Here is a 12,813-nt window from a genome sequence, read left to right on the forward strand (position 1 = left end):
GGCACCCCCACCCTGCCACACTATGCTCGCTGCCTTACGGGCTGTGGCGCAGCTTGGTTAGCGCGTCGGTCTGGGGGACCGAAGGTCCCGGGTTCAAATCCCGGCAGCCCGACCACTAGTGGCAGGATCAGCCTCGGCACCGATGGTGTCCGCTGATTTGATTATTCACTTGAGTAATTTCGATTGAGTGAGTAAATCAACCTGGTATCCTACCGCTATGGCCGAATTTCGCCGGGCGCAGGTCGCCACTCTCATCGAGAGGCTGGCAGAGCAACCGAATGTCCTGATAGCGATTTTCGGCCCCCGCCAGAGCGGCAAGACGACGGCGGTGCGCCAAGCGCTTGCTTCTATCGACCAGGAATCCTGGTACGTGTCAATCGAACCGCAAATGGAGGCCTTGGAGCGCTCGCCGCCCGGAGAGAGCCTTCCGTCGTCGACAGGACAAACGGAGAGCGTGACCTCCGAGGCGCCTCAGGCTGATGAGCGGCAGCTCATCGAGGCCTGGGAGCACTGTCGCCAACAGGCCGAGCACTCGCCTGCCGGGTTCGTCCTCGTCTTGGATGAGGTTCAGCGGATCGACCGCTGGTCGAGCCTTGTCAAGAAACTCTGGGATGAAGACCGCTGGAATGGCTGCCCTCTTCACGTGGTGCTCCTCGGTTCGGCTCCGCTCTTGATGCAGGCCGGTTTGACCGAGAGCCTGGCCGGGCGATTCGAACCCATCCGGTTCACCCACTGGTCATACTCGGAGATGTCAGCGGCATTCGACCTCAGCTTGGACGAGTACATCTACTTCGGCGGCTACCCCGGGGCCGCGGCCAGGATCGCCGAGACCAACCGTTGGTGCGACTACGTACGAAGCGCATTCATCGGACCCAACATTGAGCGCGACGTTCTTTCCATGGTCAGGGTGGACAAGCCGGAGTTGCTCAAGCGGCTGTTCGAACTCGGAGCGCGCTACTCGGGCCAGGAGGTGTCGTATACCAAGCTGATGGGCCACCTTCAAGAAGCAGGCAACACCACCACCCTCACGCGGTACCTCGACTTGCTGTCTCGCGTCGGCATGCTCGCGGGGCTGCCCAAACATGCCAACCGCCTGACATCGGCCAAATCCCCGACGCCCAAGCTCAACGTATTCAACACCGCACTGATGTCCGCGGTCTGCGGCCTCAGCTTCGACGAAGCCCAGGCTGATCGCACCTACTGGGGTCGACTGGTGGAGAGCAGCGTCGGTGCCCATCTCCTGAACGCCGCCTCGACGAGGACCGAGGTCAAGTATTGGCGAGACCAGAATTTCGAGGTCGACTTCGTTTTAGAGCGCGGATCCAATCTCGTCGGCATCGAGGTCAAGAGCGGCCAAGCCTTTGCTGAAACCAGAGGTCTGACTGAGTTCCAACGCCGGTTCCAGCCCAAGAACGCCATCGTCGTCGGAGATGCCGGCGTGCCCCTCCACGAGTTCCTGTCTGTGCCCCCCGACCATTGGTTCGATTCGACATGAGCACCTACGTCGCCCGTACTTGCACCGAAGTGGGCCTGGCCGATTCGGCCGAAGCCTCACAACCGATCAGCACGTTCAGAGACAGAGACGCCTATGTGCTGCTCGGCGATCCCGGCTCAGGCAAAACCACCGAGTTCAAAGAGGAAGCTGAGCGCCTCGGCGAAGCCGCTGAGTATTTGAGCGCCAGGAAGTTCATCAGAGACCCACTGGAGGCGCATCCCGAGTGGCTGGGAAAGACCCTGTTTGTCGACGGACTCGATGAGAGGCGCGCTGGCACCACCGACTTGCGGACTCCTGTTGACCAGATCATCGGCAAACTGGGCCTGCTAAAGAGACCCAAATTCCGCATCTCCTGCCGCGAAGCAGACTGGCTCGGATTGAATGACCGCCAGAACCTGGAAGACGTTAGTCCTGACTCGCAGATCACTGTGCTTCGCCTTGACCCGTTGAGCGACGAAGTAGCAGCCGACCTTCTGCGGTCGCGTGGACTCGGCAACAGCAGGGCTGAGGAATTCATCGAAGAGGCCAGGGATCAAGGACTAGGAGCGCTGCTGGGCAACCCGCTGACGCTAAAGCTGCTTGCCGATGCAGTTGACCTGGGCAACGCTTGGCCGAAGAGCCGGACGGACACGTTTGAGTTGGCGTGCCAAAAGATGGCCGAAGAACAGAACCCGGAACACCTCGTTGGCGCTGGCTCTGTACAAACAGAGTCTGTTCTGGACGGCGCCGGGTACCTGTCTGCCTTGTACCTTTTGGCCGATGTAGCAGGCTTTTCGTCGGTCCCTATCGCCGAACTCGACCCTTGTGTGCATCTCGACAGACTCAGCGGCCCCCCTGCTCCACTGACCCGGGAATGCTTGGAGCGAGCGCTCAAGACGACGATGTTCACTGGTGGGGATGGACAGTGCCTCAGCCCACTCCACCGTCACGTTGCTGAGTACTTGGCAGGCCGGCATCTGGCCAAGCTCGTCACCGACGGACTGCCAGCTTCAAGGGTGGTGGCGCTGATGACCAGCCCCAGTGATGGCCGAGTGGTAACCCCGCTGAGGGGTCTGTCCGCTTGGCTCGCGGCCCACTCCCCCGGCGCACGCCAATTGCTCATCGACGCCGATCCCGTGGGTGTCGGCCTCTACGGGGACATTGGGATTTTCTCCACTGGCGAGAGAGAGTCCCTGCTGGAGTCACTGGCTACCTTCGCCGCGCAAGGGTCCCTGTTCGGTCACGAAGGGCGAGACGGAAGAGTCGAGGGATTTGGGGACAACACTGCTTCGGCTTTCCGGTCGTTGGCCTCAGCCGACATGGCTAACTCCATTGGCGAGCTCATCAGTGGCCTAGAGTCTGGGTACCAACAAGACCGCATCATGGAATTCATCCTGCGGGTGCTCTCGGAGGCTGATGGCCCGGAATTGCCGTTTCTGGCTGATCTGGAGCCCGTCCTAATGGCGATCCTGAGAAATCCCACATGGCCGCCACACGTCAGGGAATCCGCCCTGAAGGCTTATCTCCGCATCACTCCCGAAGGAGATGCCAAGGCAGATGTCCTACTTGGCCTTCTTGAAGAAGTCCACAATCGACAGATATCAGACCCAGATGACGGCCTTCGGGGTTACCTGCTACGGCATCTCTACCCCACCTGGGTACCCCCTTCTGAAGTATGGAGGTACGTCACACCCCGAAATCGGCCTAACTACTTCGGCTACTTCGCCCGATTTTGGCGCTTCGACCTCTTGGAGCAGTCCTCCGACCGCCACATCGCCGAATTGCTTGGTTCCTTTTGCGAAAACAGTTCTCAACTGTTGGCTGCGTTGGAGCGGTCCCGTTTCGAGGATCTTTGCTTCTTGCTGCTGGACCGGGGCCTGGAGACGTGGGGTGATGGTCTTGACTCCTCGCAACTCTACGACTGGCTTTACGCCCCAAGGCGCTCTCAGAGACTGCGAGCTGTTGGCGAGGAGGCGGTTCAGCGGATAAGGACTTGGTTGGAGGCTCGCCCTCAAGTCCAGAAGTCGGTCTTCTTGACTTGGATAAAGCGACATGAGTCAAACGAGCGCTTCGAAATCTACGAATACTGGAACTGCAATGCCCTGCATCGGAGCAAGCCTCCTGCCGATTTTGGGGTGTGGTGCTTGGAGAAGGCGGTGGAGCTCGTTGATGCTGAACCGCTTGCGGCCCAAGAACTTCTCAGGCAGTCTTACCGTTCGTTGGATGATCCATCGATCAGCGAGGGTCTGACACTTGAATTCTTGGATGGCCGAACCAAAGAATTCGACATCTTGGCAGACCGATTCGACCAGCTTTGCAATCCGCCACCACCAGTCGACGAGGCCAGCGAGTGGAAGCGCGAACTAGATGATCGGTTGGCCGAGCACGGCGCTGAGAAGCGCCAACAGGTAGCAGATTGGCAAGCTCACCTGCGCTCCATCGAAGTCGAATTGCGCGAGAACCGGGCCGCCCCACGCATCCTGGACACTTTGGCCAAGGTCTATTTCGCCCTGTTCATCAATGTTGAAGAGCGAGCGTTGCCTCAGGAACGCATAAGCAAGTTTGTCGGCGGCGATGCCTCGCTAGTGGTTGCTGTCCTAGAGGCACTTCGGACGGCGGTGTTCAGGGAAGACTTGCCCGACGTCGACAGGACAATCTCGCTTCACTCCGAGTCCCGGCACCACTATCTGGCCTTTCCCGTTCTTGCCAGCATGGATCTGTTTCAAGCCGACGGTCCACCTCGCCTAGAAGCCCTCAGCGATGCCCAAAAGCGTAAGGCCTTGGCCATCCGCTACTGCGTAGCTGATACGTCCAGACAGCAGGCTACTAGCCAGTGCCACGACGTCTGGCTGCACCAGAGTCCCGATCTGGTTCTCGATGTTCTCTACGAATGCGCCGTCGCGACGCTGAGAGCGGGAGAGGTCTACCCGTCCGGCCTTGTGGACCTCGACAGAGTTGCCGGTCTGGACAGCCGAGTCCACAGCATAAGGATCAGATTGCTGAGAGCGCTTTCGGTTCGAGCCCATAGCAAACAGCATCCCTTGCTTGATCAGCTGTTGGGACAAGCACTGCTACACCCTGACACCGCCGCGCTGTCCGCACTGGTCGACAAAAAGCTCGGTGCCAAGAGCACAACCGAAGCCCAGCGGGTCCGTTGGCTAACAGTGGGTGCCTTGCTTTCTCCTGAGGAGCACCGACAGCCACTTCGAGAATTCGTAGGTGACGACTACGACCGAACCAGACACCTGGCTGAGTTCTTGCGTGGTGCCTCTGAAGATTACCGTCCTGGCTCCTCGGTCATGGGCCAGTGCTCTGAACCGTCCTTGCTGCAAGACGTCATCGAAATGCTGGGCCGGCTATATCCCCCGCTCATGGTGAACGGGTTCGTAACCCTGGAAATGGACGCATCCGATCGCATAGCAAGTTTGATCTCGTTGCTGGGGTCCATGCCGGGCAACGAGGCCCAACAGGCATTGAGCATCCTGGTGGACAATCCCCAGCTAGCGGCGTGGCACAACCTCCTTCGGCGAACAATGGAATGCCAAAGAACTCTCCTGGGAGATGCCTCCTACGTTCATCCCAGCATCGAGCAGGTGCAGCACACTCTCAGCAACGGCCTGCCTGCAAACGCGGCTGATCTGGCCGCACTGGTTAGGGAGCATCTCTGCAAAATTGCCATTAAATTGCGAGGCGATAACAGCAATCTATGGCGTCAGTTCTGGAACGAAGATCCCCACGGCTATCCGACGAGATCGAAATCAGAAGAATCCTGCCGAGATGCAATCCTCACAGTATTGGGGGTACTACTTCCTTCCGGTGTCAGGGCCGAGCCAGAGCGAAACTACGCCGCGAGCAAACGTGCTGACATCACCGTGACCTGTGGCGATCTCAACATTCCCATCGAACTCAAGAAGGACGACAGCAACCGGCTGTGGAGCGGACTTCGGGATCAGCTCATCGACCAGTACACCACCGATCCGGCAACTGACGGGCACGGCATCTATGTGCCGTTATGGTTCGGCCGTGAAGACCGCAAACCCACTCCTCCCTCCCAAGGCCGCCGCCCTACAACTGCCGCGGAGCTAGAGAAACGGCTCGAACAAGTCCTCACCGCCGATGAAGCCCGCAAGATCTCCGTCCTCGTCCTCGATGTCACCAAGCCCGGCGATTAATCAGATTTCTCAAAACAGCAGGGCGATGCCTTGGATGGCGCGCCAGCCCAGGTAGATGGCGGCGGCGGCTAGGGCCACCCAGAAGTGCCAGGGGACTTTTTGGCGGGCGTGGGTGTCTTGGCCAGTAGGGGCTTTCACCGCTTCGCCGCAGGTCGGGCAGGCACCGTCGGCGGTTATCGAGCCGGGATTCCAGAAGCGGTCGCAGGGCTCGCACCAGGGCACGGCCATAGCTTGCCACCGCGAGGTGCCGAGGTCGTCGCCGTCGGCCGGGTACCCCGGGCGTTGCGGAAAGATGAGGGTTTTGCCGGAGGCGGTGGTAGCCTGTGCCTACTTGGCCGAAGATTTCTGCCAAGCGGGCCGCCTCCGAGTCTCTCTTCCGATACCGGGCAAGCTGCCCGAAGATGGGTTGCGCCCCGCTAACGACTTCCGGCGCCAACCATTGCCTGAGTGCCCGCAACAGGCGGGCGAGGAGCCCCATGCCCCCCACATTCGCCCAGTTGGGCGTGCCCGAATCCATCTGCCGCGCGCTGGAGCGCAGCGGCATCCACAAGCCGTTCGAGATCCAATCCGCCGTCATCGCCGACGCCATGGAAGGCCGCGACATCTGCGGTCGAGCCCCCACCGGGTCGGGCAAGACGCTCGCCTTCGGCATCCCGCTTATCGCCAACGTCGGCCAAGCCCGGCCCCGGCGGCCGCGGGCGCTGATCCTGTCTCCCACCCGCGAGCTCGCCGAGCAGATCGCATCAGAGCTGCGCTCGATCTCCGGTCCGGTCACCGTGGCCGCGGTGTACGGGGGCGTTGGCTACACCAATCAGCGCAAGCAGCTTCAGCGGGGGGTCGACATCTTGGTGGCCTGCCCCGGCCGGCTTGAAGACTTGATCGATCAACAGTCGGTGAGCCTCCACGAGGCCGACCAGGTGGTTATCGACGAGGCCGACCGGATGGCCGACATGGGGTTTCTCCCCGCAGTTCGCCGCATCCTCGACCAAACCGCAGCCCAGCGCCAGACGGTCATGTTCTCAGCCACCCTCGACGATGATGTGGCCAAGCTCACCCGCCACTACCAGGATCGCCCGATCACCCATGAGGTGGGCGACGCCACGCCCGACATCCTCTCAGCCGATCACCGGTTCTGGACGGTGGAGAAGTCCGAGAGGGTCGCCGCGTGCGTCGATGTGATCGCAGCCGCGGGGTCGGCGATCGTGTTCTGCCGGACCCGCCACGGATCCGATCGGCTGGCTCGCCAACTCTCCCAGCGCGGGGTTAACGCCGCCGCCATCCACGGCGGCCACGCGCAGAATCGCCGCACACGAACGCTCAAGGAGTTCACCGACGGCCGGGTCGAAGCCCTCGTCGCCACCGACGTCGCCGCTCGGGGGATCCACGTGGACTCGGTGGCATGCGTCATCCACTTCGACCCACCGGAGGACCACAAGGCGTATCTGCACCGTTCGGGTCGCACCGCCCGCGCCGGCCAAACCGGGCTGGTGGTGTCGCTGGTCCAAACCGGCCAGCACGCCGACGCCCAGAAGATCCAACGACAGCTCGGCCTGAACCAGCCCATCACCAGTCCCGATTCCATCGACGGGAACACCGCGCCGCCCCGTCGTCGCAGGCCATCGCAGCCTCCCGCAGCCGACCGCGCCGACAGGAAGCCGAACGGCAGCCATCAAGCGCGCCACGACCGGCCCGACCGACAAACCAACAACCGCGGCGGAAAGAAATCCAACCGCAAGCCGCAGGGCCGGAATCAACATCGATCCCGGCGCAAGCCCCGAAGCGGCGCCTCCTCCCGATAGCGGAACCGAATCGGAACCGACCTATTGGCGACCACGCCCAAAGGGGCGTTAGCGTGTTGTTTTCCAGCAATTGCTTGCTTATTCGGAGGGAATCCCAGAAATGAAACTCAAACCAAGACTGCTCGCGCTGTTCGCCGTGCTGTTCGCTATGGCCCTGGTAGCCGCAGCGTGCGGCAACGACGACGATGCTCCGGCTGCTTCCACGCCTGCTCCCACCGCGGCTCCCGCGGAAGAGCCCGAAGAAGAGCCGATGCCCACCGAAGAGGCGCCTGAAGAGGAGATGAGCCTGGCCGGCACCGTGGTCAACATCCTCGGCCCGGAAACCGGCCCAGAGGCCGAGGGCTTCTTGGCCGGCTTCGAGCCGTTCGAGGCCCGCACCGGCATCAGCGTGGAGTACTCCGGCACTCGCGACGCCACCACCGAGCTGAACCTGTCCCTGGAGGGCGGCAACCCGCCCGACATCGTGATCATCCCCCAGCCGGGGCGGATCATCCAGTTCGGGGAATCGGGCGACGCCGTGGCACTGCCCCCGTCGCTGCTCGACAACATCAGCGGCGCCTACGACCCGTTCTGGTTCGACCTGGCCACCACCGGCGGACAGGTGTACGGCGTTCCCAACAAGGGCGATGTGAAGAGCCTGGTGTGGTACAGCCCGCCGCTGTTCGCCGAGAACGGCTACGAGATCCCCTCGACGTGGGCCGAGCTTGAGGCGCTGACCGAGCAGATCAAAGCCGACGGCCTGGCCCCCTGGTGCATCGGCATCGGGTCGGGCGACGCCACCGGCTGGGTGTTCACCGACTGGATGGAGGACATGATGCTCCGCCTCCAGGGTCCGGATGTCTATGACCAATGGGTGTCCCACGAGATCCCGTTCAATGATCCTCGAGTGGTCGAAGTGGCCGAGTTCGTGGGCGACATCTGGTTCGAAGAGGGCAACGTGCTCGGAGGACGCGACCTGATCGCGGCCACCGGCTTCAAGGAGTCCTCCTTGCCGATCGCCGACGGCGACTGCGTGCTGCACCGCCAGGCAAGCTTCGCCGGAGCCTTCTACACCGAAATCGGCGCTTCGCTCGGCCCCAACGGTGACATCAACGTGTTCTACCTGCCGACGGTCAGCGATGAGTTCGGCACCGTCGTGCTCGGTGCGGGCACCCACGCGGTGGCTTTCACCGACAAGCCCGAGACCCTGGCAGTAATGGAGTACATCGGCACCGCCGAATACGCCAACGCCCGGATCAGCGCTGACAAGGGCGGGTTCTTGTCGCCCAACCGCGAGCACGACACCTCGCTGTACAGCTCGGACTTCGACCGCGGTCTGGCCAACATCTTGGTGAGCGCCAATCCCTTCCGGTTCGACGCTTCCGACCTCATGCCCGGTGAAGTCGGCGCCGGTGAGTTCTGGCGCTCCGGCACCGACTACGTGTCGGGATCCAAGACCGCCCAGGAGTTCGCCGACGACACTGAGAACGCCTGGCCATAGCCTCAGGCAAACGCATCAGCCCCTAGCGGCTGACCAACTCCGACCGTGGCCGGGGGCGACCTATTCGCCCCCGGCCATGTCGCGCCCACGCGGCGTCATTTGACCCCCGGCCATGTCGCGCCCACGCGGCGGTGCTGGTCAACCGCCTAGGGTGTAGAAACCATGGGTCAGATCGTCACCATGCTGCTCAGTGTCGCCGGGGCGCTGGCTGTCACCGCGGTGCTTTTCATCGGCGCCGACCGCACTGTCGACTCTGCTCTGACCAGGTGGCCCGCCTTCATGGCCTGCGTCGGGGCTGTGGTGGGCCTGATCGCCGGCGCCGTGCTCCAGCACAATGGATGGGTTCCCCGGGGCCCCGCCATCGGTGGGCCGTTTTCTGAAGGCTGGCTGGCGATCGTCATCGGCGGAATCGCCGGTGCGGCGCTGGGCATGGCAACGGGGCGCGGCTTGGTCCCCGGCCCGGATCGCCGCATCGGTTTGGAGGCCCGGCTGAGACCGTGGGTCTTCGTGGGCCCGGCCCTGTTGTTCGTCACCGGCGGCTTGGTGATCCCCGGCTTTCGAACCCTGTTTCTGTCGTTCAAGAACGGGACTCGGGGCCAAGAAGCCGGGTTCACCTTTCGGTACTACGAGGAGATCTTCACCGACCGGACGTTCTTCTCCGTCCACGGATGGAGCTCGATCTTCACCAGCCGCCTCTTCATCGTCGCCTTGGCCGCTGCCGCGGTAGCCGGCATTGCCGCCTGGGCCAGCGCATCGCGAATCGTGGGCGGGCCGCTGCGGGGGAAGCTGGCCCAAAGAACCATGCGCGTCCTCGGCCTCGCCGCGGCCCTGCTCGGAGTCGCGGCCCTGCTCGGCTTCGTCGAATCGCTGGTCCGCGAGCCGAACCGGTCGGAGATCGTCGACGTGCTCACCGTTTTGGTGTCGAGCCGGGTCACGCTGGTGATTGTCGGGGCAGTGGCCGCCGTGCTCTTGGGGGGGTGGTTGTCGGTCCGGCTGCGCCGCGGCGACCTGGAGCTCGACTGGGGGTCGCCGACGTCTTCGCTGATGCTGGCCCTGGCCATCGGGGCCGGCATTTTCGGCGTGCTCTCCACCCTTCAAGGGGTGGTGTGGAACAACATCTGGTGGGTGGTCACCGTGGCCGGGCTGTCCACCGTGCTCGGGCTGCTCTTGGCCATTCTGGCCGAGCGGGCCCGGGGCGAGCGGGTGGCCAAGACCCTGATCTTCATGCCCATGGCCATCTCCATGGTGGGCGCCGCGGTGATCTGGGACTTCATCTACGAAGTCCAGCCCACCGGCAACCAGACCGGTCTGCTCAACGCCATCCTCCAGGGGCTCGGCTTCCAATCCCGGGGCTTCTTCATCAACTCGTCGATGATCCCGTGGAACAACTTCTGGATCATGTTCATCATGGTGTGGATCCAAACCGGGTTTGCCATGGTCGTTCTGTCGGCTGCCATCCGAGCCGTTCCCGAGGAGCTCACCGAGGCCGCCCGAGTGGACGGGGCCAATGAGATCCAGGTTTTCTGGCGGGTGGTCATCCCCCAGATCCGGCCCACCATCATCGTGGTGGTCACCACCCTCATGGTCATCGTCACCAAGGTGTTCGACCTGGTCAAGGCCACCACCAACGGCGCCAACCGCACCAACGTGCTGGCCAACGAGATGTTCGACCAGCTCCGCGACCGCAACTTCACCTCCAGCAGCGCGTTCGCCGTGGTGCTTTTGGCCCTCGTTCTGCCGGTGATGATCTACAACATCCGCCGCCTGCAATCGGAGCTGAAGTGATGCGGGCTGATGAAGCGAAGCAGGATCTCAAGTGAGGCCGGCCAACAGGCGGCGCCGGGAGTCCAAGTGAGCCCGGCCGACACTGCGCTCATGCCCACCGGCCAGCGTGTCCGCCGGCTGGCGGCCAGCGCGCCAAGCTGGGTGATGTGGCTCATCGTGGCGGTCTGGACGGTGCCCACCTTCGGGCTGTTCATCTCGTCGTTCCGCAAAGTGCCCGACATAAACAGCACGGGCTGGTGGACGTCGTGGAACGATCTCGACAACCTGACCCTCCAGAACTACCGCGACGTCTTCCGGGACAGCGCCGCGCAGCCGTCCATGTGGGAGTTCGCCCTCAACTCCCTGGCCATCGTGGTGCCGGCCACCATCATCCCCATCGCCATCGCCGCCTTCGCCGCCTACGGGTTCGCCTGGATCGACTTCAGGGGCCGCAACTGGCTGTTCATCGCCCTGGTCTCCATGATCGCCCTGCCCAACCAGATGGCCTTCGTGCCGCTGCTCCAGATGTTCAACAACGGGGCCCGGCTCACCATTCCGGGAGTGGATTGGACATTCGTGCTGATCCCCGACGTGGGCGTGGCCAACACCGCGGCCGCGGTCTGGATAACCCACACCGCCTTCGGCCTGCCGCTGGCCGTTCTGCTGCTGCACAATTTCGTCAGCCAGCTCCCCCGCGAGGTGTTCGAGGCCGCCCGCATCGACGGCGCCGGCCACCTCACCATCTTCTGGCGCCTCGTCGTGCCCCTCGCCCGGCCCGCCCTGGCGGCCTTCGCCGTGTTCCAGTTCCTGTGGACGTGGAACGACTACCTGATCGCCGCGGTGTTCCTCACCGACAACGAGCCGATGACGGTGGCACTGGTCAACCTGGTGGGCGAGCGAGGCTCGAACTTCCAGCTTCGCTTCGCCTCTGCTTTCGTCATCATGGTCGTCCCGCTGATCGTGTTCTTCAGCCTTCAGCGCCACTTCGTCCGAGGACTGCTCGCCGGCTCCGTCAAGGGCTGATGTCGGCGATGGCTACGGGCAGCCCGGTCGCCATCGACTGCTGCCCCGCAACACCCATGGCCACGCACAACAGGGCCGCTTCGAGCGCCTGAATCGATCGGGCCCTCGAATCGGCGCAGTCGCCCGCTTCGACGGCCTCCAGAAATCGCTGGTGCTCCACGAAGCTCGACCCGTGGTGAAACCCCCTATAGGGCGCCTCGACCGGCGTCTTCACCACCTCGACATCGCCGATCGAGTGCCGGCCCCGCCGCCCGATTCGCACGATGTGCTCGGGCACAAGCGCCTCGGCCTTGCCGGCATCGCCGACCACCGCGAACTCCTGCTGGTTGTGGGTGGCCTCGGCGAACATGCACAGATCGAGCATCGCCCGGGCGCCGTCGTCGTAGTCGACCACCACATAGGCGTTGTCGTCGATGTCGGGGACGCGGTCGCCGAAGCGCTCGTCGAGATGGTTGACCGCCTGGCCCCCCGAGGCGAACACCCGCTCGGGCCGCCCAGGCATGACCAGGTTCATGAGGTCGAAGAAGTGGCAGCACTTCTCCACCAGCGTCCCGCCGGTGTTCTCGCCAAACCGGTTCCAGTCGCCCACCTTGGAGAGGAACGGGAACCGGTGCTCGCGCATCGAGACCATCCGCACCCGGCCCACCGCGCCCGCCTGCACCTCGTCTATGAGCCGGGCGAACGGCGCCATGTACCGGTACTCCAAACCCACCCGGATCACCCCGCGATGGCCGGCGGCCGCGTCGATCACCCGCCGGCAGTCGGCCACGGTGGTGCAGAGCGGCTTCTCCACCAGCACGTGGAGATCGGTGCCCAACACGTCGCCCAGCACATCGACATGGGTCATGTTGGGAGTGCATATGACCACCGCGTCGCAGGCGTCGGCGGCCAGCAGGTCGCGGCAGTGGGAAAAACGGCGGGCGCCGGGCGCCAGGGACTCGGCCGCTTCGAGCGATGGGGGGTGGGGATCGGCCAGCGCGGTCACTTCCGCGCCGGGCAGACGGGAGAGGTTGGCGATGTGCTCCCGGCCCATCATGCCGGTCCCAATCACACCGTAACGGATCACCACATCCCCTCGAACGACACTGCCGGAGGCTCGAC

General features: G+C 63.4%; 8 protein-coding genes and 1 tRNA gene. 7 read left to right on the top strand and 2 right to left on the bottom strand.

Annotated elements, in window-relative coordinates; all coding sequences use genetic code 11:
- The first annotated feature begins 37 nt into the window (after positions 1-37).
- From ACOGXA_RS03145 to ACOGXA_RS03155, 3 genes are all read left to right on the top strand, one after another.
- Positions 38-115: transfer RNA gene (locus tag ACOGXA_RS03145), tRNA-Pro, on the top strand.
- Positions 116-217: 102 nt separating this feature from the next.
- Positions 218-1,495, top strand: a complete 1,278-nt coding sequence (locus tag ACOGXA_RS03150; protein ID WP_419925831.1) for an ATP-binding protein — start codon at positions 218-220, stop codon at positions 1,493-1,495.
- Entirely contained in the window at positions 1,492-5,646 is a 4,155-nt protein-coding gene (locus ACOGXA_RS03155) for an NACHT domain-containing protein (protein WP_419925832.1), read from the top strand. The genes ACOGXA_RS03150 and ACOGXA_RS03155 overlap by 4 nt, the downstream gene beginning before the upstream one ends.
- A gap of 9 nt (positions 5,647-5,655) precedes the next feature.
- Here the strand turns inward: ACOGXA_RS03155 and ACOGXA_RS03160 are convergent, their stop codons facing one another.
- Positions 5,656-5,874 (bottom strand): hypothetical protein, encoded by a 219-nt coding sequence (locus tag ACOGXA_RS03160; protein WP_419925833.1) that lies wholly within the window; start codon positions 5,872-5,874, stop codon positions 5,656-5,658.
- Between the two features lie 248 nt (positions 5,875-6,122).
- Here ACOGXA_RS03160 and ACOGXA_RS03165 point away from each other — a divergent pair, with 248 nt between their 5' ends.
- The 4 genes from ACOGXA_RS03165 (at position 6,123) to ACOGXA_RS03180 (ending at position 11,712) form a co-directional block, all read left to right on the top strand.
- Positions 6,123-7,445 (top strand): DEAD/DEAH box helicase, encoded by a 1,323-nt coding sequence (locus tag ACOGXA_RS03165; RefSeq protein ID WP_419925834.1) that lies wholly within the window; start codon positions 6,123-6,125, stop codon positions 7,443-7,445.
- Between the two features lie 100 nt (positions 7,446-7,545).
- Positions 7,546-8,925, top strand: coding sequence for an ABC transporter substrate-binding protein (locus ACOGXA_RS03170; RefSeq protein ID WP_419925835.1), 1,380 nt, complete (start codon positions 7,546-7,548; stop codon positions 8,923-8,925).
- A gap of 162 nt (positions 8,926-9,087) precedes the next feature.
- Positions 9,088-10,710: a carbohydrate ABC transporter permease gene (locus ACOGXA_RS03175; RefSeq protein WP_419925836.1), complete on the top strand. Its 1,623-nt coding sequence runs from the start codon at positions 9,088-9,090 to the stop codon at positions 10,708-10,710.
- Between the two features lie 9 nt (positions 10,711-10,719).
- Positions 10,720-11,712, top strand: coding sequence for a carbohydrate ABC transporter permease (locus tag ACOGXA_RS03180; RefSeq protein WP_419925837.1), 993 nt, complete (start codon positions 10,720-10,722; stop codon positions 11,710-11,712).
- On the opposite strand, the gene ACOGXA_RS03185 is transcribed toward ACOGXA_RS03180, so the two are convergent.
- The gene (locus ACOGXA_RS03185; protein ID WP_419925838.1) at positions 11,702-12,778 is read right to left on the bottom strand and encodes a Gfo/Idh/MocA family protein; all 1,077 of its coding nucleotides are present in this window, start codon (positions 12,776-12,778) and stop codon (positions 11,702-11,704) included. The genes ACOGXA_RS03180 and ACOGXA_RS03185 overlap by 11 nt on opposite strands.
- Between the last annotated feature and the right edge of the window lie 35 nt (positions 12,779-12,813).

Origin of the sequence: Candidatus Poriferisocius sp. (assembly GCF_965208475.1) — a bacterium.
Lineage (GTDB): Bacteria > Actinomycetota > Acidimicrobiia > Acidimicrobiales > Bin134 > Poriferisocius.